Origin of the sequence: Paraburkholderia sp. GAS32 (genome assembly GCF_050434225.1) — a bacterium.
Classification (GTDB): Bacteria; Pseudomonadota; Gammaproteobacteria; order Burkholderiales; family Burkholderiaceae; genus Paraburkholderia; species Paraburkholderia madseniana.
The window spans coordinates 12,551-36,325 of sequence record NZ_JBNPVS010000043.1; the positions used below are offsets into that span (position 1 = coordinate 12,551).

The 23,775-nt window shown below is 63.9% G+C and carries 20 protein-coding genes; 11 read left to right on the plus strand and 9 right to left on the minus strand.

From position 1 onward, the window contains the following. Window positions 1-176 precede the first annotated feature (176 nt). The gene (locus tag P3T25_RS36695; RefSeq protein ID WP_429361912.1) at window positions 177-1,697 is read right to left on the minus strand and encodes a gamma-glutamyl-gamma-aminobutyrate hydrolase family protein; all 1,521 of its coding nucleotides are present in this window, start codon (window positions 1,695-1,697) and stop codon (window positions 177-179) included. Between the two features lie 127 nt (window positions 1,698-1,824). Continuing rightward, window positions 1,825-3,582, minus strand: a complete 1,758-nt coding sequence (locus P3T25_RS36700) for a cation:proton antiporter (protein WP_266261307.1) — start codon at window positions 3,580-3,582, stop codon at window positions 1,825-1,827. Between the two features lie 209 nt (window positions 3,583-3,791). Here P3T25_RS36700 and P3T25_RS36705 point away from each other — a divergent pair, with 209 nt between their 5' ends. From P3T25_RS36705 to guaD, 10 genes are all read left to right on the plus strand, one after another. Continuing rightward, the gene (locus P3T25_RS36705) at window positions 3,792-4,478 is read left to right on the plus strand and encodes a DUF2848 domain-containing protein (protein ID WP_429361915.1); all 687 of its coding nucleotides are present in this window, start codon (window positions 3,792-3,794) and stop codon (window positions 4,476-4,478) included. A gap of 7 nt (window positions 4,479-4,485) precedes the next feature. Then, on the plus strand, window positions 4,486-5,838 hold the full coding sequence (locus tag P3T25_RS36710) for an MFS transporter (protein WP_429361917.1): 1,353 nt from the start codon (window positions 4,486-4,488) through the stop codon (window positions 5,836-5,838). 144 nt (window positions 5,839-5,982) lie between these two features. Then, the gene (locus P3T25_RS36715) at window positions 5,983-6,663 is read left to right on the plus strand and encodes a GntR family transcriptional regulator (protein WP_266261306.1); all 681 of its coding nucleotides are present in this window, start codon (window positions 5,983-5,985) and stop codon (window positions 6,661-6,663) included. A gap of 88 nt (window positions 6,664-6,751) precedes the next feature. Continuing rightward, window positions 6,752-8,131, plus strand: a complete 1,380-nt coding sequence (locus P3T25_RS36720) for an amidase (protein ID WP_429361919.1) — start codon at window positions 6,752-6,754, stop codon at window positions 8,129-8,131. Window positions 8,132-8,266: 135 nt separating this feature from the next. Further along, a complete protein-coding gene (locus P3T25_RS36725; protein WP_097390115.1) occupies window positions 8,267-8,776 on the plus strand; it encodes a disulfide bond formation protein B in 510 nt (169 codons plus the stop codon). Window positions 8,777-9,121: 345 nt separating this feature from the next. Then, window positions 9,122-10,669, plus strand: coding sequence for a xanthine dehydrogenase small subunit (xdhA, locus tag P3T25_RS36730; RefSeq protein WP_429361922.1), 1,548 nt, complete (start codon window positions 9,122-9,124; stop codon window positions 10,667-10,669). Next, window positions 10,669-13,116, plus strand: a complete 2,448-nt coding sequence (xdhB, locus tag P3T25_RS36735; protein WP_429361924.1) for a xanthine dehydrogenase molybdopterin binding subunit — start codon at window positions 10,669-10,671, stop codon at window positions 13,114-13,116. The genes xdhA and xdhB overlap by 1 nt, the downstream gene beginning before the upstream one ends. A 127-nt stretch (window positions 13,117-13,243) precedes the next feature. Beyond that, complete coding sequence (gene xdhC, locus P3T25_RS36740; RefSeq protein ID WP_429361926.1) at window positions 13,244-14,257, plus strand: xanthine dehydrogenase accessory protein XdhC; 1,014 nt, start codon at window positions 13,244-13,246, stop codon at window positions 14,255-14,257. 97 nt (window positions 14,258-14,354) lie between these two features. Next, window positions 14,355-15,407: an adenosine deaminase gene (locus P3T25_RS36745; protein ID WP_429361928.1), complete on the plus strand. Its 1,053-nt coding sequence runs from the start codon at window positions 14,355-14,357 to the stop codon at window positions 15,405-15,407. A 106-nt stretch (window positions 15,408-15,513) separates the two neighbouring features. Beyond that, entirely contained in the window at window positions 15,514-16,860 is a 1,347-nt protein-coding gene (gene guaD / locus P3T25_RS36750; protein ID WP_429361930.1) for a guanine deaminase, read from the plus strand. Between the two features lie 117 nt (window positions 16,861-16,977). On the opposite strand, the gene P3T25_RS36755 is transcribed toward guaD, so the two are convergent. Then, entirely contained in the window at window positions 16,978-18,222 is a 1,245-nt protein-coding gene (locus tag P3T25_RS36755) for an NAD(P)/FAD-dependent oxidoreductase (protein WP_429361932.1), read from the minus strand. A 103-nt stretch (window positions 18,223-18,325) separates the two neighbouring features. Here P3T25_RS36755 and P3T25_RS36760 point away from each other — a divergent pair, with 103 nt between their 5' ends. Beyond that, window positions 18,326-19,054 carry a class I SAM-dependent methyltransferase gene (locus P3T25_RS36760; protein WP_429361934.1) on the plus strand — a complete coding sequence of 243 codons (729 nt, stop codon included), beginning with the start codon at window positions 18,326-18,328 and terminating at the stop codon, window positions 19,052-19,054. Window positions 19,055-19,145: 91 nt separating this feature from the next. Here P3T25_RS36760 and P3T25_RS36765 read toward each other — a convergent pair whose 3' ends face one another. Genes P3T25_RS36765 through P3T25_RS36790 form a run of 6 tightly spaced genes read right to left on the minus strand, consistent with a single transcriptional unit; the run spans window position 19,146 to window position 23,769 of the window. Beyond that, window positions 19,146-19,592, minus strand: a complete 447-nt coding sequence (locus P3T25_RS36765; protein WP_429361936.1) for an excinuclease ABC subunit A — start codon at window positions 19,590-19,592, stop codon at window positions 19,146-19,148. A 53-nt stretch (window positions 19,593-19,645) separates the two neighbouring features. Next, window positions 19,646-20,074 carry a signal peptidase gene (locus P3T25_RS36770; RefSeq protein ID WP_429361938.1) on the minus strand — a complete coding sequence of 143 codons (429 nt, stop codon included), beginning with the start codon at window positions 20,072-20,074 and terminating at the stop codon, window positions 19,646-19,648. A 35-nt stretch (window positions 20,075-20,109) separates the two neighbouring features. Continuing rightward, window positions 20,110-21,339, minus strand: coding sequence for a beta-ketoacyl-[acyl-carrier-protein] synthase family protein (locus tag P3T25_RS36775; RefSeq protein WP_429361940.1), 1,230 nt, complete (start codon window positions 21,337-21,339; stop codon window positions 20,110-20,112). After that, window positions 21,336-22,562, minus strand: a complete 1,227-nt coding sequence (locus P3T25_RS36780; RefSeq protein WP_266261296.1) for a beta-ketoacyl-ACP synthase — start codon at window positions 22,560-22,562, stop codon at window positions 21,336-21,338. Before P3T25_RS36780 ends, P3T25_RS36775 begins: the two co-directional genes overlap by 4 nt. Next, window positions 22,562-23,287 carry a 3-ketoacyl-ACP reductase FabG2 gene (locus P3T25_RS36785; RefSeq protein WP_154559950.1) on the minus strand — a complete coding sequence of 242 codons (726 nt, stop codon included), beginning with the start codon at window positions 23,285-23,287 and terminating at the stop codon, window positions 22,562-22,564. The genes P3T25_RS36780 and P3T25_RS36785 overlap by 1 nt, the downstream gene beginning before the upstream one ends. Beyond that, a complete protein-coding gene (locus tag P3T25_RS36790) occupies window positions 23,284-23,769 on the minus strand; it encodes a hotdog family protein (protein ID WP_429361943.1) in 486 nt (161 codons plus the stop codon). Before P3T25_RS36790 ends, P3T25_RS36785 begins: the two co-directional genes overlap by 4 nt. Between the last annotated feature and the right edge of the window lie 6 nt (window positions 23,770-23,775).

The window sequence follows — 23,775 nt, forward strand, 5'->3', positions numbered from 1 at the left end:
GTGCATCACCCGCATAACCCGTAAAGGCCCTGATAGCGAAGCGAAGACGAACGGAAAGCCGCAGTGGGAAAACAACCTCACGGGGCGCCGCCGCCAAACATGGCGGCGGCACCCCGTGACAATCGTGCTTGAAAGACCGGACTCGAAACTTGAAAGCGCGGCTTAAAGGTGTGGCCTTAAAACCGCGTTTCGCGCGCCACTCGCAGGAAGGTGTCGAGCAACGGCGTGCAATCGAGCAACTCCGGACCGCCCGCGCGATGAAACTCCGGGTGCCACTGCACGCCCATCACAAACGGCGCACGCCGATAGCGCACTGCCTCGATGATGCCGTCCGACGCCGACACCGCCTCGATATTCAGATCGCGGCCGATGGTTTTGACCGCCTGATGGTGAATCGAGTTGACGATTGCCTCGCGCCGGCCCGGAAACATATTGGCCAGCGTCGAGCCGTCCGGGAAGTGAATGCCGTGCCGATGCTGATCGTAGTGCTCGTTGACGTGCGTGCCGGCGGTCGGCACTTCGGTGGCGATATCCTGGTACAAGGTGCCGCCGAACGCCACGTTGATCAACTGGCAACCGCGGCACACGCCGAGCACCGGCTTGCCCGACTCGATGAACTCATGCAGCAATTCAAGTTCGTACATGTCGCGCACGCGGTCGCCCGGCCACTCGGGACTCGTCGCCTGTTCCGCGTACGATTGCGGCGAGACGTCCGCGCCGCCTTGCAGCAGCAGACCGTCGAGATGCTTCGCGTAGTCGCGCAAACGGATATTGCTCGGGTGCAGCATACCCTGATGGCCAACCGTCGGAATCATGAACACCAGCACGTCGCGCGACATCACCCAGTGCGCAATCGATTCCTCGAGGTATTGCAGCGTCTTGCCCCGCAGCCCCTTCGCACCCGGCTCCGGGTGAAAGATGCGCGCCGACACGCCGATGCGCAGCGTACGCTGCGTGATCCGTTGGCCGGCGCGATCGAACAACTGACGCGCGCGCGCCGCGATGATGCGGCCGAACACGGTCCACGCCGAATCGCTTTGCCGCAGATAGCGCGGCGGCGACGGCGGCAACGCATTCGGCGGCGGCGGGTTCGTTGCGGTGAAGTCAGGCGCGGCGCCGAAACCCGGCGGCGGCGAGCCGGCCCGGCGGGCGGCAGCGGCCGCTTCTTGCGCTTTTTCCTCGTTTCCGGTGAGGGCAGCTTCGTCGGCCGGAGCGCTCAATTCCCCGGCGAGCGGTTCGCTGCTCTCGAGCGTGCCAGGAGGTGTGGCTGGACTCTTGTAGGCCTGCCCCGCCTTGCGTGCCGCCCGCTCGTGAACCTCGGCCTCCTGCTGTGCGGTCGACGCAGCCGCTGAACTGCGTGCTTCAGCCGCGTCGCGTTGCCGCGCCGTTTGCACATCGGTGGGGGTGACAGTGGATGCGCTGTCAGGGTCGTCGGTCGACGATCTCGCCGCGGCCTCCCCGGCAGCCGGCAATGCAGCCGACGGCGCGACCACGTCCTTGATCGGGGACTGGATGGAATCTTCGTGGGAAAGCGGTAACGAGGCCGCCGGCTCAGGCGGCAAGACATCAGGTTTCGACGCGCCGGGAGTTGCGCCGGACGACGTGGAAGGCCTTAAGGGCGTTGAGGACGCTGGCGTCGCCGAAGGTGACGATGGGCTGCCGGGCTTACCGGTGTTTTCAGGTTTGTTTTCGCTCATGACAGTCAGACAGGCCCCTTCCACGCGAACGAATGAATATGCCCTGATTATCCGCTAGCGCGGCAAGCCCGGCAAACCCACACACAATTGCTCACATTGTTGCGGTTCGTAACGCAGGTCGTCCAACTCAGGGATCCGGCTGTTCTTCGAAAGTCTCGCGTAAAGCGATCTGCATCGCCGCATGGATTTTCACGCACCAGCGCCACACCAGCGCCAGCAGTAGCGCAGCGCACACCAGCACCACAGTCAGGAGACCCGTCGGCGGCAAGATGCTGCTGGAGAGCGCCGCGACCAGCAGAAACACGCCGACCATCGAGACCACCGGCACCAGATCGGAGATCGCGTAACGAATCGCACTGGTGAAGCGCCCCGCTGTCGCCGGCTGCACGCTCACCTCGGCGAGCAACAACGCAAGCGACTTGGTCTTGCGATAGACCGCGACGAGGAACGGCATCGACAGCACCAGCGCGATGCTCCACAGCACGACGCGCTGCATCGGCTCGGAAGCCATCCAGTGTGCGAGCCAGGTGCTGGTATAAGGCGCGCTATACGACACGATCAGGAAGATCGCCGCGACCAGCGCGAGATTGACGGCGATCTGCAAAATGATCCGCCGCGTCATGCTGAACAGCGTCGGCTCGCCGGTTCCCGTGCTCAAACTACGCAGCCACTGCCCGTACATGCCGAACACGTTGGCGAGCGTGCGTGGCATCGCCTGCCCGAGACGCTGCGTCAGCGGATCGGCGGCACGAATCAGGTAAGGCGTGAAAAGCGTGGTCAAAGCGGAGACGGCCACCGCGATCGGATACAGAAACGCGCTCGTCACCTTCAAGGTCAGACCGAGCGACGCAATGATGAACGAGAACTCGCCGATCTGCGAAACGGTCATGCCGACCCGCATCGCCGTGCGCCCATCCTTGCCCGCGAGAAAAGTGCCGAGTCCGCACGACACGATCTTGCCGACGATCACCGCCACCGTAATGACCGCAATCGGCCAGGCATAGTCGACCAGCACGGCCGGGTTCAGCATCAGGCCGATCGTCACGAAGAAGATCGCGGAAAAGGCGTCGCGCAGCGGCGCGATCAGGTGCTCGATCCGATGCAGATGGCGCGACTCGGCCATGATCGCGCCGATCAGGAAAGCGCCAAGCGCAATGCTGTAATCGAGCTTCACCACCAGCAGACAGAAGCCGAAGCAGAAGCCGAGCACCGACACCAGCAGCATTTCGTCGCTCTTGGCGCGCGCCACGTAGTTCAGCGCGCGCGGCACGACCAGAATGCCCACCACTAACGACACCGTCATGAAGAGCAGCAACTTGCCGAGCGTCACGACGGCGACACCCGCGCTCAACTGCCCTGTCTGCGCAATGCCGGAGAGCAGCACCAGCATCGCGATGGCGAGAATATCCTCGACGATCAGAATCCCGAACACCAGTTGCGCGAAGCCCTCGCGCTTCAGGCCCAGCTCGGAGAGCGCCTTGACGATGATGGTCGTCGACGAGATCGCGAGAATCGCGCCGAGGAACAGCGAGTCCATCGAACTCCAGCCGAACGCGCTGCCGATCTCATAGCCGATCCAAAGCATCAGCACGATTTCGGAGAGCGCCGCGACGATCGCCGTCGCGCCGACCTTGAACAGCTTGCGCAGGCTGAATTCGAGTCCGAGCGAAAACATCAGGAACACCACGCCGAGTTCACCGAGCGTCTGGATGGTCTGCTCGTCGTGAATCAGTTGGAACGGCGGCGTGTACGGCCCGATGATCACGCCCGCGGCGATGTAGCCCAGCACCACCGGCTGCTTCAGGCGATGGAACAGCACGGTGACGACGCCGGCAAGCGCCATCACGACCGCCAGATCCTGAATGAAGCCGATGCCATGATGCATTGATGTGTCCCTTACAAAAAGTAATGTCTCAAAAACGCAGTGTAACGCACCCGCACGACGCGCCGAATCGCGCAAACGTCGAAAGGGCGTGGGATTGGCCGGATCAGGGGCCTAGCAACCGGACCGTAGGCCCGAAACTTTTTTGACACGCTGGACGCCAGTGAAATATCACAATAATATTTGCCGCATATTTTCTTGGGAGTCGGGTGATGCAGATGTCCTTCAATGTCGTAAATCGTTCCGGCGACAGTCGCGCCGATATCGTCGAAGTGAATCGACTGACGATCGCCGGTTGGGCCGGGCGAGATCAGGCGGCGATCGAGCATCACATCGCCGAACTGGCGGAACTCGGCGTGAAGCGGCCGTCGACCACACCCTGCTTCTACCGCCTCGGCGCCGAGCTGCTGACGCAGGCCGAACAGATCGACGTGGTTGGTGTGAAGTCGAGCGGTGAAGCCGAGTGCGTGCTGGTGCGCTCGAAGGCGGGGCTCTTCGTCACCGTCGGCTCCGACCATACTGACCGCGAAGTCGAGGCCTACGGCGTCACCGTCTCCAAACAGGTCTGCCCGAAACCGCTCGCACGCGACGCATGGCGTTTCGACGATGTCGCCGGGCACTGGGATCAGCTCGAATTGCGTGCTTTCGCCGTGACAAAGAACGGCGAGCGGCGCGTCTACCAGCAAGGCACCGTCGCGTCGCTGCTGCCGGCCGCCGATCTGCTGGAACGCGCGCCCGTAGCGGATGGCGCCGCGATGTTCTGCGGCACGCTGGCGGTACAAGGCGGCATCGTCGGGATGGCCGACGGCGATGCGCTCGAACTCGAACTGCACGACCCCATCCTGAACCGCACGCTGCGCCACGCTTACCGCGTGCACGCGCTACCTATCGTCGAGTGAGGCACCCATGAATCCCCCTTCGCTATCCGCCAACGCCGACGCGTCTTCCGACGCGTGGCTCGAAGCCGCCGCCCTGCGCAAGATCACCTGGCGCATCATGCCGTTCCTGTTTCTCGTCTACGTGTTGTCGTATCTGGACCGCGTCAACATCGGGTACGCGAAGCTGCAGTTCACCGGCGACCTCGGGCTTTCGAACGCGGCTTACGGACTCGGCGCGGGGATCTTCTTCTTCGGCTATTTCGTGTTCGAGGTACCGAGCAATCTGCTGCTGAAGAAGTTCGGCGCGCGCGCCACCATCGCCCGCATCACGATGCTGTGGGGGCTGCTGTCGTGTCTGATGATGTTCGTACGCTCGGAAACGATGTTCTACGTGCTGCGCTTTTTCCTCGGCGTCGCCGAGGCCGGACTGGTGCCGGGCGTGGTGCTGTATCTGACCTTCTGGTTTCCGTCCGACCGGCGCGCGCGGATGGTCGCCGTGTTCATGGCGGCGATTCCGGTGGCAGGGATCATCGGCGCGCCGTTGTCGGGTTTTCTGATGTCGGCGCTGCATGAAGCGCACGGCTTGCGCGGCTGGCAGTGGATGTTCCTGATCGAAGGTATTCCGTCGATCCTCGCCGGCTTCTGGGCGCTCGCCGTGTTGCGCAACACGCCCGCCGAAGCCGCCTGGCTCACCGACGACGAAAAGCGCGTGATTCTCACCCGCCTCTCGCGCGAAAACACTGCCGCTGCGGCGGCCGGTGCCGAGCAGAGTCTGGCGGTTGCCTTGCGCTCGGGGCGCTTCTGGTTGCTGACGCTGATCTACTTTTGCCTCGTTACCGGCAATGCGGGCTTCTCGTTCTGGCTGCCACAGATCGTCAAGGACCTCGGCGTCACGAATCTCGTCACGAACGGCTTCGTCACCGCGATTCCTTATCTCGCGGCGGGCATCGGCATGATTCTGATCGGCCGCTCGTCGGATGTCACAGGCGAACGACGCTGGCATTACGCCGTGTGCTGCTTCATCGGCGCGGCGGGCCTGCTCGGCAGCGCCTCGGTGACCAATTCGATTCCGCTCGCCGTCACTGGTTTGTCGATCGCCTACATCGGCATTCTGGCGGGCTTCGGGATTTTCTGGTCGATGTCCACCACGTTCCTGCAAGGCTCCGCAGCCGTGGCCGGCATCGCCGTGATCAACTCGATTGCGAACCTTGCCGGCTATGTGAGCCCGTATGTGCTCGGCATCGTCAAAGATGCGACGCATAGCGTGACCTTCGGGCTGGTGCTGATCGCGGGGGCGTTGATCGTCGGCGGGTTGGTTACGTTGATGATGCCGCGCGTCAAGGTGCAGCACGCAGCGGCGGTGACGCCGAGGAGCGCCTGACACGTTGTGATTGCCGTGATTGCTGTGACGTGTGAGAACCACGCGTCATGCGCAAACGGCGCCGGGTGAGCAACCGCCCACCCGGCGCCGTCCGCGCAAAACCTTGTTCTACAATGCGGACGACAACGCCCGCACCTTCTTCACATGACGCTTTTGCAGACTGCCCGCCGCTCCAGTACCCCCCGCGAGACCGCCACGGCCAGCCTCGCCGAACAGGCCTATGCCTTCGTCAAGCGCGAGATCATCACGATGCGCCTGCGGCCAAGCGAGGTACTCAACGAAGCGGAATTGATGGTGCTGACCGGCATCGGCAGAACGCCCGTGCATCAGGCGCTGCACCGGCTGGTGCACGAGGGCATGCTAACCATCATGCCGAGAAAGGGCATCATGGTCCGCCCGGTTTCGCTCGACGACGTGCTGGCGATCATCGACGTGCGACTCGTCAACGAAAGCTACTGCGTCGAGCTGGCCGCGCGCCATGCGCAGCAACACGATTTCGACGCGATGCAGGCCTTGTTGGACCGCTCGTCGGTGTGCGTCGCCGCGCATGATATCGAAGGCATGATGGATATCGACCGCGAGTTTCATCTGGCGATTTCGGCGGCGTCGCGCAACCCGGTGCTGGCCGACATCCTGCGTGGGTTGCACGAACGCTCACTGCGCTTCTGGTTCATTTCGCTGTCCGAGCCGCATCATCTCGAAGACGTCCACGAAGAACATCTGGAGCTGTTTCGCCTGCTGCGCGAACGCGATGCCGAAGGCGCCCGCCAATCGGTGCAAAAGCATATCGAAGCGTTCCGCGCGACGCTTTTCAACCGCATCTGATCGACCGCTTCCCACCGACCGAATCTCTCGACCGCTTCCCATCCACCTCAACCGGCTTCACCCGGTTCAACCGGATTCTCCCGACATCATGGCCACCGAATTCACGCCCTTCCCGCCGCTCGCCCAGCTTGCCGCCGACCTCGCTGCCGGCCGCACCACGAGCCGCGCGCTCGTTGAAACCGCGCTCGAACGGATCGCCGATCCGGCCGGCCAGGGTGCGGTCGCTTTCATGCACGCCGACGCCGACAGCGCCCGCGCCGCGGCCGATGCGCACGACCGCCTGCGCGCCGCCGGCACCGTCCTCTCGCCGCTCGCCGGGATTCCGGTGTCGGTCAAAGATCTGTTCGATATCGAAGGCCAGCCGACCCGCGCCGGTTCCGTGGTGCTGGCCGACGCGCCCGCCGCCAAAGCGGACGCGGTCGCGGTCGCGCGTCTGAAACGGGCGGGCGCGGTGATCGTCGGGCGCACCAATATGAGCGAGTTCGCGTTTTCCGGACTCGGCCTGAACCCACACTACGGACATCCGCTGTCGCCGTATCAGCGCGGCGTGAAGGGCGACGAGCGGATTTCGGGCGGCTCGTCGTCGGGGGCGGCGGCGTCGGTCGCGGACGGCATGGCGGCCATTGCGCTCAGCACCGATACCGGCGGCTCGATCCGCATCCCGGCGGCGCTATGCGGCCTGACCGGCTTCAAGCCGACCGCCGATCGCATTCCGAAGCAAGGCGGCGTGCCGCTCTCTCCGACGCTCGACTCGTTCGGGCCGATCGGCGTCTCGGTAGCGTGCTGTGCGCTGGTCGACCGTATGCTGGCGGGGCTCGAGCCACGCATTCCGGCGGCCCGGCCGCTCGAAGGCGTGCGCCTTGGCGTATTGACCAATTTCGTGACCGACGGCGTCGAACCGGCGGTCGCCGCCGCGATCGACACGGCGCTCAAACATCTGGAAGCGGCCGGCGCGATCGTTACGGAAGTGCGCTTCGCGCCGCTCGACCGTCTGCCCGAGATCAACCGCTTCGGCTTTTCGCCGATCGAAGCGTATGCATGGCACCGTCCGCTGCTGGAAAAGCACCGCGATCAATATGATCCGCGCGTGCTGGTACGCATCCTGAAAGGCCAGCCGGCCAGTGCCGTCGACTATCTGGACCTGCTCGCCGAGCGCCAGGCCATGCTCGACGAAGCCGCACGCACGCTGTGGCAGCGTTTCGACGCGGTGGTCGCACCGACCGTGCCGGTGGTGCCGCCGCGCGTGGCCGATCTGATCGACGACGATGAAGCATTTGGCCGCACCAACGCGCTGATCCTGCGCAACCCCAGCGTGTTCAACTTCCTCGACGCCTGCGCGCTGTCGCTGCCTTGCCATCTGCGCGGCGACGCGCCCGTCGGCCTGATGCTGGCAGGCGCACCACACGCCGACGACGCCTTGCTGGCCATCGGCCGCGGCGCCCAGGCGGTGCTCAACGCGATTCGCTAAGTAGGGCGCTGAACAGGATACGGCGCAGACACTGAGCGGGGATTGCGACTTAAAAGCGCGATAAGCGCCAGGGCGGGGGTTCGCGCTAGAATCGCGGGCACCCGCCCTTTTCGTTTCCAGACAGCCACACGACCCATGAATAACGACAATGCGATGCTGCGCCGCGAGCGCTCCCTGCTGGTTCTGCTTGGCCTGATCTGCGTCGGCCTCGTCGCCGGCGCGTTGTATCTGCAATACGGCTTGCACGAAGACCCGTGCCCGCTGTGCATCATCCAGCGGTATTTCTTCCTGCTGATCGCGATTTTTGCGTTCCTCGGCGCGCGCTTTAACAGTTGGCGTGGCGTGCGGCTGCTGGAAGTGCTGGCGGCCCTGTCGGCCCTGGGCGGCATCGTGACCGCCGCCCGGCACGTCTATGTGCAGGCCAATCCGGGCTTCAGTTGCGGCTTTGACGCGCTGCAGCCGGTGGTCGACAGCTTGCCGCCCGCGCAGTGGCTGCCGGGCGTCTTCAAAGTGGCAGGGCTCTGCGAAACAGCCTATCCGCCGATTCTCGGCCTGTCGCTGCCCACCTGGTCGCTGGTGGCGTTCGTCGTGGCTTTCGTGCCGCTGGCGCTGAGCCTCGTTAAGAATCGCCGCCGGATCGCCTGATCGACGCTTCCGGTCGATCTGACTGAATCGGCGCCGGCCTTTGATCCGTCTTCTCTGACGGGTTGAAGGCCGGCGTTTTCACGTCCGCTCCGCCCCCTTTTCTCGCCGCGCCCCGTCCCTCAAGGCTTTGCGCCACTCATCCCGCCTCACGCAACTTCCCGCCCTGGCGCGAATCGTACTTATCTCATGACCGCTTCCGAATAAGCTTCATGCGAGTTGGGAAATCTTTTCGGGACGAGGTAGTGCTATCTTCGGAACTGGATGGCGATCTACGTGCGCGAGGCCGGCTTTGGCGCGACCCCATGCGTAACGCGCGCCCGGTCCGCACTGTCTTTCGGATTCGCCATGACAACGCAAACCATCCGCTTTTATCACCAGGGGTCCGTCCGTGAGGTCGCGGGCGTCCCGGCGTCGCGCACCGTGCTTCAGCACCTGCGCGAGGACTTGCATTGCACGGGCACCAAGGAAGGTTGCGCGGAGGGCGACTGCGGCGCCTGCACGGTGGTGATCGGCGAACTGGATGCACAAGGCGGGCTCGCGCTGAAAGCGGTCAACGCCTGTATTCAGTTCCTGCCGACGCTGGACGGCAAAGCCCTCTTCACCGTCGAAGACCTGCGCGCCGCCGACGGCGCCCTGCACCCCGTCCAGCAGGCCATGGTCGATTGCCACGGCTCGCAGTGCGGTTTCTGCACCCCCGGCTTCGTGATGTCGATGTGGGCGCTGTATGAAAACCAGCCGGCCGCCGCCGGCCTGCCCACCCGCGATGAGATCAACGCCGCGCTGTCCGGCAATTTGTGCCGCTGCACTGGCTACCGGCCGATTGTCGATGCGTCGCAGAAAATGTTCGACTATCCGCAATACCCACGCGTGACGCTGGACCGCAAGGCGGTCGCCGACAAGCTGCGTGAGATCCAACGCCGCGACACCTTCGAGTACTGCGCGCCCGATACGCGTGGCGCCACGTTCAGCTCGCCCACTTTCCATGCACCGATCTCGCTCGACGCGTTCGCCAAACTGCGCGCCGAGCATCCGCAAGCGCGTCTGCTGGCCGGCAGCACCGATGTCGGCCTCTGGGTCACCAAGCAGTTCCGCGATCTCGGCGACATCCTGTACATCGGCAACGTCGCCGAATTGAAGACGATCGAGCGCGATGCGCAGACGCTGACAATCGGCGCCGCCGTGACGCTCGAAGACGCCTACGCGGCGCTCGCCGTCGACTACCCGGAACTGGCCGAGATGTGGACGCGCTTCGCGTCGCTGCCGATCCGCAATGCCGGCACACTCGGCGGCAACGTCGCGAACGGCTCGCCAATCGGCGATTCGATGCCTGCGCTGCTCGCGCTCGACGCCGAAGTCGTGCTGCGCCAAGGCGCCAAAACCCGCACGCTGAAGCTCGACGCGTTCTACCTCGGCTATCAGAAAACCGCGCTCGCGGCCGGCGAATTCGTCGCAGCGCTGCGCGTGCTGCGTCCGGCGCGTGATCTGCGCTTCCGCACCTACAAAGTGTCAAAGCGTTACGATCAGGACATCTCCGCGGTGTGCGCCGCATTCGCGCTGCACATCGGCGAAAACGGCGCGATCAGGGAAGCCCGTATTGCATTCGGCGGCATGGCTGCGACGCCTAAACGCGCCGCGCAAACCGAGGCCGCGCTGAATGGCGCAACATGGAACGAAAGCACCGCGCGGCAAGCGATGAACGCACTCGTCGCCGATTACCAGCCGCTCACCGACATGCGCGCCTCGAGCGCCTATCGACTGAAGGTGGCGCGCAACCTGTTGTGGCGCTTCCACCTCGAAACGCGCGATGACGCGCCGCTCGCCCTCTTCGACGTGAATGCGTTCGCGTACGAAGCCGGCGCGCCCGACGCGGCCGTTGCGAAGGAGTCGTCGTGATGAACCGGACCGATGCTTTCGTCGAACATGCTGCCAGGCACGCCGCCGCTCAGGAGAGCGAGACGGCGATCGGCATCTCCTTGCCGCACGAATCGGCCGCGCTGCACGTGAGCGGCGAAGCCACCTACACCGACGACGTCCCCGAATTGCAAGGCACGCTGCACGCGGCGCTTGGGCTGTCGCGGCATGCACACGCCCGGATCGTGTCGCTCGATCTGGACGCTGTCAGAAAAGCGCCTGGCGTGATCGCCGTGCTGACCGCCGAAGACATCCCCGGCGAGAACAACTGCGGCCCGGTGCTGCACGACGATCCGATTCTCGCTGTGGACGAAGTGCTGTATCTCGGTCAACCGGTGTTCGCGGTGATCGCCGAAAGTCATGATCTCGCGCGGCGCGCGGCAGCGCTGGCGAAAAGCGATGACGTCGTGCGATATGAACCGCTCGAGGTCGTCCTCACTCCCGCCGAAGCGAAAGCCAATAAGCAGTTCGTCCTGCCGCCGCTGCATCTGAGGCGCGGCGAACCCGATGCGAAAATCGCTGCCGCGCCGCATAAGATCCGCGGCACGTTCGAAGTCGGCGGCCAGGAACAGTTTTATCTCGAAGGCCAGATCGCGTACGCCGTGCCGAAGGAAATGGACGGCATGCTCGTCTACAGTTCGACGCAGCATCCGAGCGAAATGCAGCAGGTCGTCGCGCATATGCTCGGCTGGCCGGCGCACAACGTCGTGTGCGAATGCCGGCGAATGGGTGGCGGCTTCGGCGGCAAGGAATCGCAATCGGCGGTGTTTGCGTGTGTGGCATCGTTGGCGGCGAAGCTGCTGCGCCGGCCGGTCAAACTACGTGCCGACCGCGACGACGATTTCATGATCACCGGCAAGCGCCACGACGCGGTCTACGAATACGAAGCAGGCTTTGACGATAGCGGCCGCATCCTCGGCGCACGCGTCGAAATTGCCTTGCGAGCCGGCTATTCCGCTGACTTGTCCGGTGCGGTCGCAACCCGTGCCGTCTGTCACTTCGACAACGCGTACTACCTGTCCGACGTCGACATCGTCGCGCTGTGCTGCAAGACCAATACGCAATCGAACACCGCATTCCGCGGCTTCGGCGGCCCGCAAGGCGCGCTGGTGATGGAAGTGATGCTCGACAGCATCGCGCGTCAATTGCACTGCGATCCGCTCGACGTGCGCCTCGCCAACTACTACGGCATCGGCGAACGCGACACGACGCCGTACGGACAGCCAGTCGAAGACAACATCATCGCCCCGCTAACGGATGAGTTGCTTGCAACCAGCGACTACCGCGCGCGCCGCGACGCGATCGCCGCGTTCAACGCAAAAAGTCCTGTGCTCAAACGCGGCCTCGCGTTCTCGCCGGTGAAGTTCGGCATCTCGTTCAACGTGCCGTTTCTGAATCAGGCCGGCGCGCTGGTGCACGTGTACAAAGACGGTTCGGTCCTCGTCAATCACGGCGGCACCGAAATGGGCCAGGGACTGAATACGAAGGTCGCGCAAGTCGTCGCGAACCAGCTCGGCCTGCCGCTTTCGCGCGTGCGCGTGACGGCGACCGATACGTCGAAGATCGCCAACACCTCGGCGACCGCCGCCTCCACTGGCAGCGACCTGAACGGCAAAGCCGCCGAAGCCGCTGCGCGGACCATTCGCGACAGGCTCGCCAAACTCGCGGCGAAGCAACTCGGCGGCACCGCCGATGCAGTCGAATTCGCCAGCGGTGAAGTGTCGGTGAACGGCGGTGCGATGCCATTCGAGCAACTGGTCGCCGCCGCGTATCTGGCCCGTGTGCAGTTGTGGTCGGATGGGTTCTACACGACACCGAAAGTGCACTGGGACGCGAAAACGCTGACCGGTCACCCGTTTTATTACTTTGCGTACGGTGCGGCCGTGTCGGAAGTAGTGATCGATACGCTGACCGGCGAATGGAAACTGGTGCGCGCGGACGTGTTGCACGACGCCGGCCAATCGATCAATCCGGCGATCGATCTCGGCCAGGTGGAAGGCGGCTTCATTCAGGGCATGGGCTGGCTCACCACCGAAGAATTGTGGTGGAACCGCGATGGCCGCCTGATGACGCACGCGCCGTCGACCTACAAGATTCCCGCCGTCAGCGATACGCCCGCGGCATTTAACGTGCAGCTTTATCAGAATCAGAACGTCGAGCCAACCGTGTTCCATTCGAAGGCAGTCGGCGAGCCGCCGCTGCTGTTGCCGTTCTCGGTATTCCTCGCGATTCGTGACGCGGTCGCGGCCGCGGTGCCTGGTGCGGAAAACGCACCGCAGCTTCGCGCGCCCGCGACACCCGAAGCGATTCTTGACGCGCTGGACGCGTTGCAATCGCCTGAGACGACGACGGAGCCCGCGACAGGACAACCGGCGGAACAACCAACGGAAGCGGTAGCCGCAGCCTCAACCGCCACCACACCGGTCTAGCAACTTGATGAACCGTTGAACGACGTTAAGCAACTTAAAGCCTGGGCCCGACGCGACACGAACGCGTCCCGCCACACTCAACCGGCCGCACGGACACCCCGCGCGGCCATGTATGGAGAACCGCCGGATGCAAGCCTGGCTACCTGACCTGCAACAACTGCTCGCGCACGGCGACGCCGCCGTGCTGGTGACGGTCGCACGCGTCGAAGGGTCGGCGCCCCGCGAAGCCGGCACCAAGATGATCGTCACACGCGATTCGGCCAAGCACACGATCGGCGGCGGGCACCTCGAATGGAAGGCCATCGAGACCGCGCGCCAGGTGCTGCGCGACGGCATGCGCTCGCCGCATATGCGCCGCCTCGAACGTTTCGCGCTTGGCCCCAGTCTCGGCCAGTGCTGCGGCGGCGCCGTGATTCTCGCCTTTGAACGCCTCGACATCGGCGACCTCGGCTGGATCACCTCGCTTGCGAAACGCGTGGCTGCGGGTCTTTCGACGGTCCGTAGCGTATCATTCGGCCCCGCACCGGATGCGGTGATGCTGTCCGACCCCGAACCGGGTGTCGATGCCTCCGACTGCCTGCTGTGGGACGGCGCCGGTTTCGACGACAGCGGCGCGCTGCTCACCGAAACCATCGCACCAGGCGACTTCCAGGTCGTGCTGTTCGGCGCCGGTCACGTGGGCGCGGCGCTGGTTCGCGTGCTGGCCACGTTGCCTTGCACGGTACGCTGGGTCGACGAACGCGACGCGCAGTTTCCCCCCGTGGAGACGCTGCATGCGCCCAACGTGAAGATCGATCCGAACGATGCGCCCGACGAAGCCATCGACCAGGCTGCGCCGCACACGTACTTCATCGTGATGACGCACAACCATGCGCGCGATCTCGAGTTGGCCGAGCGCATTCTGCGCCGGGGCGATTTCGCGTTCTTCGGCATGATCGGCTCGCACAGCAAGCGCAAGCAGTTTGAACATCGACTGGCCGCGCGTGGCATCGATCCTTCGCAGATTGCGCGGATGAAGTGCCCGCTCGGCGTCGACGGTATCGTCGACAAGTCGCCGGAGATCATTGCGATTTCCGCGGCTGCTCAAGTGTTGCAGGCAGTGGAGGCGAATGCGGGCGCGCACGCGGCGCAGACGGTCTGATTTGCCGCACAATCGACCTGCCGCCTCACAGCGATTGCGTTCTGTCCTGCATCCCGCATCCGGCGCGAACCGACTCCAAACTAAATGCTGACCGACCATGAATACAACAACCGCTACTCCCACGGCACTCATTGAGAAAACCGCTCGTGCCCCGAAGGCCGAGTTGCACATCCATATTGAAGGTTCGCTCGAACCCGAGCTGATCTTCGCGCTTGCCGAACGCAACGGCGTGAAGCTCGCGTACGAGTCGATCGAAGCGCTGCGCGCCGCGTATGCGTTCACCGATCTGCAATCGTTCCTCGACATCTACTACGCCGGTGCGAGCGTGCTGCTGCACGAGCAGGACTTCTACGACATGACAATGGCGTATGTCGAACGCTGTCTCGCCGACAACGTGATCCACAGCGAAATCTTCTTCGATCCGCAGACGCATACGGAACGTGGCGTGCCGATCGCAACCGTCGTCGCGGGCATTGATCGCGCGTTGGCCGATGCGGAGAAGCGCGGTATGACGAGCAAGCTGATTCTGTGTTTCCTGCGTCACCTATCGGAAGAAGACGCGCTCGCCACGTTCGAAGAAGCGCTGCCGCTGTTCGAGCAATACAAACATCGGTTGATCGGTGTGGGTCTTGATTCGTCGGAGCGCGGCCATCCGCCGTCGAAGTTCGAACGCGTCTTCGCCAAAGCACGCGCACTCGGCCTGAAACTGGTCGCCCATGCGGGCGAAGAAGGCCCGCCGTCGTATATCTACGAAGCGCTCGACCTGCTCAAAGTGGACCGCGTCGACCACGGCGTGCGCAGCATCGAAGACCCGGCGCTCGTCACGCGTCTCGCCGATTCGCGCGTCGCGCTGACCGTGTGCCCGCTGTCGAACCTGAAACTCTGCGTGTTCGACGACATGACCAAGCACACGCTGAAGGACCTGCTCGATCGCGGCGTCGCCGTCACGGTGAATTCCGACGATCCGGCTTATTTCGGCGGTTACGTGAACGCCAACTATTTCGCCACCATCGACGCGTTGAAGCTCAACGATGCCGAGGTCTACACGATCATCCGCAACAGCTTCGAAGCGTCGTTCGTCACGCCCGAGCAACGCAGCGAACTGATCGCGAAGCTCGACGCGCACTGGCACCCAGGCGGCCCGCACTGACGGGCCAATGAATGGCAGCCGGCGGCGGCACGGGTTCGTTTCAGACCAGGGATCAAGCCGCCGTCTGCGCTGTTTAGCTCCTCACAAATACGGAGACGGTTTTTCCATGACTCAATCGACACAATCAGCGTTCCGCGCGCAACTGCTGACCTTCAACGGCGACCCTGCGCAATCGCCCAACGCAGCGGTCTTCAACGAGGACGGTTTGCTGATCGTCGAAGACGGCCATGTCGTCGCAGCGGGCGCGTATGCGGCGCTCGCGTCGCAACTCGCGCCGGGCACCCATGTGCAGGAGATGCGCGACAAGCTGATCGTGCCGGGTTTCATCGATACGCACATTCACTATCCGCAGACCGACATGATCGCGTCGCCGGCGCCGGGTCTCCTGCCGTGGCTCGACACATATACGTTCCCGACCGAGCGCCGTTTCACCGATCCGGCGTATGCACGCGATACGGCAAGCTTCTTCGTCGAAGAACTGCTGGCTTGCGGCACGACCACCGCGCTCGTGTATTGCACGGTCCACAAGGAATCGGCCGACGCCCTCTTCACCGAGAGCGAAGCGCGCAATCTGCGCATGGTGGCCGGCAAGGTGCTGATGGACCGCAACTGCCCCGAGTTTCTGCGCGACACCGCGCAATCGGGTTATGACGACAGCGCCGAGTTGATCGGCCGCTGGCACAACCGTGGCCGCCAGATGTACGCGCTCACGCCGCGTTTCGCGCCGACCTCGACCGAAGCGCAACTCGAAGCATGCGGCGTACTGGCGGGCAAGCATCCGGACATCTTCATCCAGAGCCACGTCGCGGAGAATACCGACGAAGTGAAATGGGTCGCCGATCTGTTCCCGGGCCACCGCAGCTACCTGGACATCTACGATCACTACGGCCTGCTGCGCCGCCGCGCGGTGTACGGCCATTGCATCTACCTCGACGAGGAAGACCGCAAGCGCATGGCGCAAACCGGCACGGTCGCCTCGCACTGCCCGACCTCGAACCTGTTCCTCGGCAGCGGCCTGTTCGACTTCGACAAGGCCGACGAAGCCGGCATGTCGATCGCGCTGGCGACCGACGTTGGCGGCGGCACCTCGTTCTCGATGCTGCAAACCATGAACGAAGCGCACAAGGTCGCGCGGTTGACGGGCCATCATCTGACGGCCACGCGGATGTTCTATCTCGCCACCGCAGGGGCGGCTGAAGCACTCGATCTGGCCGACAAGGTCGGCACGCTGAAGCCGAAGTCGGAAGCCGATTTCGTCGTGCTCGATCCGCAAGCCACGCCGCTGCTCGCACGCCGTACCGCACGCACCGAATCGCTCGAAGAACTGCTGTTCGCGTTCGCGCTGCTCGGCGACGACCGCGCGATCTACGAAACGTATGCCGCGGGCAAGCGCGTGCATCGTCGCGACGACGTGCGTCAACATGCGCCGCGCGTGGCGAAGATCGCGGCCTGATTGGATCCGTGAGCCAACGCCTGAATTAACTCAGGCGGTTGAATAAAAAACGGCGCTTCCATTAGGAAGCGCCGTTTTCATTTCCCCGTGCCGTGCGGCCCGGTCAATGGTCAAGAGTCAACGGTGGGTGCACACGTCGTGCAACGCATTCAGACGGCGTACCGGATCGGCGACATACGGATTCGACTCATCCCACGCGTAACCCGCCAGCACCGCGCTGATCATGCGGCGGATCGACGGCGTCTGGTCCGGATAGAAAATAATGTCCTGCAGCTCGCCCGTATACCAGCGCTCGACAAACGCGCGGAACGTATCGATCCCCTTGCGCAACGGCACGTCGTAAGCCGCCGACCAGTCGACCTGTTCGCCATTCAGTTGCCGGTTCAACGTCTGCACCGCGAGATGCGCGGAACGCAACGCAATCGTCACGCCGGACGAGAACACCGGATCGAGAAATTCGCCCGCGTTGCCGAGCAACGCATAGCCCGGTCCGTGCAAGCGCTCGACATTCGCCGCATAGCCACCGATATGACGCACCGGCATCAGGAACGGAGCATTGCCGATCAACGGCCCGAGCGTCGGCTCCTGCTGGATCAGCGCCCGCAGTTTCGCGTCGCGCTCGGCTTCCGGCATATCAAGGAAACTGGCCTCGGCAACGCAACCCACTGACGAACGGCCGCCCGCCAGCGGAATCATCCAGAACCACACGTCGCGGCGCTCCGGGTGCGTCGCCACGCAGATCTTGTTGCGATCGGTCGCGCCGGCCGGAATGCCATCGCGTACGTGCGTGAAGATTGCAGCACGTGTCGGCATCCGCGTAGGCGCTTCGAGGTTCAGCAAGCGTGGCAGCACACGGCCGAAGCCGCTCGCGTCAAACACGAAGTGCGCCTCCACTTCATACGCGTTTTCCGCTTCGTCGATCACTTCCAGCACCGGCGTATCGCCAGGATGCATCGCGCGCACCGTATGGCCGAAGCGCACGTCGGCGCCCTGCTCGGCCGCGCAGCGAATCAGAATATCGTCGAACACCGCGCGCTCGACCTGGTACGTGGTGCCCCACCCCGGCGAATGCTTATCGCGGAAGTCGAACGCCGACGCCTGGCCGCGGTGAATGAAATGCGCGCCGTTCTTGTACTGGAAACCGGCTTCGACCACCGCCTGCAGCATGCCTGCCTCTTCGAGGTAGGCCATGCTTTGCGGCAGCAGACTTTCACCGATCGAGAAGCGCGGGAAATGCTGGCGCTCCAGCACCAGCACCGAGCGGCCCGCCCTGCGCAAGAGCGCTGCTGCGACTGCGCCTGCCGGACCCGCACCGATGATCGCTACGTCGACGGTTATGCGCTTTGACGAATGTGTACTCAAGGTTGCCTCAATCGTTTGCTTGCACGGAACAGCGATACGCTGCATCCTTACTTTTCGTTACAATTACGCTTCACAGCAAGAACAAATTTCGTCGGAGCCCAGCGTGTCGCCATCCGAAACATCCCGTGTGCCTTTCGTGCCGGAAACGGCCTTCGGAATCTGGTTCCTGCGCACCTACACGTGGGAACACCACGTCCTGCGGGTCGCGATCAACGACCTCAAACGCCTGATCAACGCGCCCTTGCCTGCCGCGCCGGTGATCGTCGACGTCGGCTGCGGGCAAGGCATTTCGTTCCACCTGCTTGCCGACGCGTTCAAGCCGCGCCGCCTTGTCGGCGTCGATTTTCACGAACCGTCGCTGGCGCTTGCCGCCAATGCAGCCGGCGCGTGCCGCGACAAGCTCGCCGATATCGAAGTGCTGCACGGCGACTGCGCGCAATTGCCGCTGCCCGATGCCAGCGCCGACATCGTGTTCTGTCATCAAACCTTCCACCATCTCGTCGAGCAGGACCGCGCGCTCGCCGAATTCCGCCGCGTGCTCAAACCGGGCGGCATCCTGCTGTTCGCCGAATCCACCGACGCGTACATCAAATCGTGGGTGATCCGGCTGCTGTTTCGCCATCCCATGCACGTGCAGAAAAGCGCCGACGGCTATCTCGACATGATCCGCCGCGGCGGTTTCCGCTTCGAGCAGCGCAACGTCTCGCTGCCGTATCTCTGGTGGAGCCGCGCGAAAGATTTCGGCCTGCTCGAACGCCTCGGCCTGTACCGTCCGCAACCTGGCAAGCGTCGTGAAACGCTAGTCAATGTCGCGGCGGTCAAGGCAGATTGAACCTCGCCAGGGCGGTGACGCCACCGCCCTGGTAAGCATCACGGCGTGCCTATTTGCGTGCTTATTTGCACGCTCGACACCACTTCGGTAATCATTTACCGCGCAGCGTCACCACATCGCCCTTCAGCGCCACACCAGCAATTACCGCACCCGCGCCACACGTGAACTCCGTCGCGCTCTCGCGCACTTCGTTCTTGTAGTTGCTCTTGATGTTGATCACGGCGTTACCGCCTTCCTTGCGTGCGCGTTCCTGCAACTCGATCACGGCCGAAAGGAACACGTGCTGGCACGCTGCCAGATCGCTCTTGCCGAAGGCGTTGGTCTTCTTGTTGGTCGCGAATTCGCCCATCGTTTTGACCACGGCCGGGTGCTGCTGGCCCGCGAAATACAACGCAATGTCGTCACTGACCTTGCCCGGTTCGCTCTGCAGCGCCGGTGCAACCGGATAGTTATCAACCGTGTCGCGAGCAAAAGCCTGAGTAGCGCTCAACGTGGCGAGCGAAGCGAACAGCGCGGCAAACAGCAGATTGCGTTTCATCGAAACTCCTGAGTGGTTTTTGTTGCTTTAGTGAGTTCTGAATTCGATTCGACCTAGTTCGCTTCCAGTACGACGAGTTGACCGCTCACCGCGATGGCGGCCGCGCTCGGGCTCACGCCGCAGGTGAAGTCGGTCGACGAGTTGCTCTGGGTGCTATGAAAGCGTGTCGATACGTCGATCACAGCATTGGCGTTGCGTTCGCGAGCTGCTGCGCGCAGCTTCTGCACGGCTTCGGCAAGCGCTTCGTGGCATGCATCGTCGGGACTCGCCACCTTGCGCGCGATCCGCACCGAGTAGGACACGTCGCCCAACCTGGCCGTCACCGCCGGGTGGCTCTGCTGGCCGAAATACACCGGCACGCCGCCGCGCGACTGACCGCCGGCCGCCGCGAGCGGCACCGATTTCACGTCCGTGGCGCATCCCGCCTGCGTCAGCACCACCACCGCCAGCGCCAACGCACCCAGTACATAAACTTTTTTCATTTTTATTTCCCTCGTTTTTTTAAATGACGGCCGGTTCAGCCGCCCTGCCACACTTCAAACATCAGGCTTGCGCAACTGCCGCCGAACCCGAATGAAATCGACATCGCGGTGCCGATGCGCGCGTCACGCGTCGTGCGCACGAGCGGCATACCGACGACGCCCGGCTCCGGCGTCTCGATACCCGCCGTCCCCGCGATGAAACCGTCGCGCATCATCAGCAACGTGTAGATCGCCTCGTGCGCGCCGCATGCGCCGAGCGGATGCCCGGTCATACCCTTGGTCGACGAAAACGCGGGGACTTCAGCGCCAAATACGTCAATCAAAGCGCGCAATTCCTCGACGTCGCCAAGCGGTGTCGACGGTGCGTGTGTGTTGATGTAGTCCGGACGCTTGCCCGCTTCGCCCAACGCGCCGCGCATTGCTCGCGCGATGCCGGCGGCACGCGGCGTGACCATGCCGACCGCGTCCGTGCAGTCGCCGAAGCCGGTCAGCTCGGCGTAAATGCGGGCTCCGCGCGCCAACGCATGATCGAGCGATTCGAGCACCAGCACACCGCCGCCCGAGGCGATCACGAAGCCGTCGCGTGCCGTGTCGTAGGGACGCGAAGCGCGCTGCGGCCTGTCGTTGAAGTTGCGCGACAGTGCGCCCATGGCGTCGAACATCAGCGTCATGTTGTCGTGCAAGGACTCGCTGCCACCGGCCAGCACGATGTCCTGGCGGCCGGTCTGGATCAACTGCATCGCCTGGCCGATGGCGAGCGCCGACGTCGTGCACGCCGACGACGGCGAATAGCTCACGCCCTCGAGTCCGAACACCTGTGCGACGTTGGCCGACGCCGTGCTGCTCATCGCATGCGGAACCGTATACGGCGGCACTTTGTCGACGCCGCGGGTATTCGCAATCGACATGGACACGTCGTAACTCGACATCGTGCCGACGCCCGAACCAATCACCGTCCCGGCGTGCGGCGAACGCAACGCGGCGAGGTCGAGCCCGGCATCGTCGATCGCTTTCTTCGCCGCGTGGCACGCAAAGCGCGCGGTGTCGCCCATGAAGCGTTCGAGCTTGCGATCGAACGGCGGCTCCTGCGCGACCGATGCGACGCCCGCCACCTGCGAACCAAAACCGCGCTCACGCCACGCGTCGATCCGCTCAATGCGCGAGCGGCCCGCGCGCAGCGCGGCGGACACGTCGTCGAGCGTATTGCCGAGGCACGACACGATCCCCATGCCGGTGACGACCACGCGTTGCAGTGGCACGCTCATCGAACGCGCCTGAAAATCAGCGACGTGTTGATGCCGCCGAATGCAAAGTTGTTGCTCATCACATATTCGGCGTCGATCTCACGGCCTGTGCCGACGATGTAGTCGAGCGATGCGCAGGCCGGATCGACGTTCTCCAGATTCAAGGTCGGCGCATACCAGTTGCGCTTCATCATTTCGATAGTCCACCACGCTTCCAGCGCGCCGCACGCACCGAGCGTGTGGCCGACATAGCTCTTGAGCGAACTGATCGGCATGCGCGCGCCGAAGGTCTGCGCGGTCGCATGGCTTTCGGCGATGTCGCCGCGGTCCGTCGAGGTGCCGTGCGCGTTCACGTAGGCAATCGCTTCAGGCGGCAGTTGCGCATCTTTCAAAGCGAGCTGCATGGCCAGCGCCATGGTTTCGGCGGTCGGCTGGGTCATATGCGCGCCGTCCGAATTGCAGCCGAAGCCGACGATCTCCGCGTGAATCCGCGCGCCGCGCGCCACCGCGTGTTCGTATTCTTCGAGCACCAGCGTCGCCGCGCCTTCGCCGACCACAAGGCCGTCGCGTGCGGCGTCGAACGGACGCGGCGTGAGATGCGGCTCGTCGTTGCGCGTGCTGGTGGCGTACAGCGTGTCGAACACGGCGACCGCCGGGCCCGACATTTCTTCCGCGCCGCCCGCCAGCATCAGCGTCTGCTTGCCGCTCTGGATCGCTTCATACGCGTAGCCGATCGCCTGACTGCCCGAAGCGCACGCGCACGAGGTCGGGATGATCCGCCCTTTCAGATCCCAGAACAGGCTGACGTTGACCGCCGTGGTGTGCGGCATCATCTGCACGTAGCTGTTAGACGTGACGTCGCTCATCGAGCCGGTTTCGAGCATCGTGCCGAACGCGCGAATCGGCTGCACCGAGCCCGACGACGAGCCGTAGGCGACGCCCATACGGCCGTCCTTGATGCTGGTGTCGTCAGCGAGGCCCGCGTCGGCGAGCGCCAGCTCGCTCGCTCGCACCGAGTACATCGACACCGGCCCCATCGAGCGGGTTTTCTTGCGCGGATAATGCGCAGGCACCGTGAAACCCGGCAACGGACACGCAAGCCGCGTGTGCAGCGACTCGAAGTAATCCCACTCAGGCATCCGGCGCACCGCGTTCACGCCGCTCTTAAGGCGTGCTTCGATTGCGTTCCAGTCGTCACCGAACGCCGTGACGCCCCCCATGCCCGTAATGACGACGCGTTTCATTACACCATCCCGCCATTGACGCCGATCACTTGACGCGTGACATACGAGGCCGCATCGGACATCAGGAAGCTGACCACGGACGCCACTTCGGCAGGCTGGCCGACGCGGTTCATCGGCACCGTCTTCAATGCCTGCTCGAGCGGCATATCGTCGAGCATACCGGTATCGATCAAACCCGGCGCGACGCAATTGACGGTGATATTGCGCGTCGCCAGTTCGACGGCGAGCGCCTTGGATGCGCCGATCAGGCCGGCCTTCGCCGCGCTGTAGTTGACCTGGCCGCGATTGCCCATCACGCCGGAGACTGACGCGATCGTGACGATGCGCCCGCCCTTTTTCGCCCGCACCATCGGCATGGTCAGCGGATGGACGACGTTGTAGAACGAGTCGAGACCGGTTTCGATCACGATGTCCCAGTCTTCTTCGGTGAGCGCAGGGAACGCGGCGTCGCGCGTCACGCCCGCGCTGCATACGATGCCGTAGTACGCGCCGTGCGCCACGACATCCACTTCGAGCACTTCGCGGCACGCGGCGCGATCGCGCACATCGAATTGCAGCACGCGCGCCGAACCGCCTTGCGCGGCAATGCCCGTTGCCACGGCTTCGGCTTCGGTGCGGCCCGTGCGGCAATGCACCGACACCGCGAAACCGTCGGCGGCCAACTGATACGCAATCGCACGGCCGATGCCGCGGCTTGCGCCGGTAACGAGAACACGCCGGCTCATGAACTGAAACTCCCTTCGATGAATGACTGAAAATCACGCGGCTGAAAGATCTTGATGACCGCCTCGGCGCAACACACGTCGCCATGATGGATCGTGCATTCGTAGGCGCCGTGGCCTTCTTCGCTGCGCAGCAATTCTGTTGCGTGGATCAGCAACTGGGCATCGCCGGCAAACGACGGTTGCAAAGCGCGATAGCTGCGCGAGCCGAGCAGCACACCGGGGCGCGCCTGGCCACCGCAGCGCATGGCCAGCAGCGCGACGTGCGCCGCGATGGCCTGCGCCATCAACTCGATGCCGATCCATGCGGGCATCGCCCCGTCGGCGTCGGCATACCACGCGTCGGCATGAACAGTGGCACGCGCGCTCAGTGCGTCTTCGCTGAACGTGCTCACGGCATCGATCAGCAGCATGGTGCCGCGATGCGGGATGATCGTTTCGATCGGTTGCAGGATGAGATCCTGAATGGAGGGCGTCTGGGTCATCGCGCG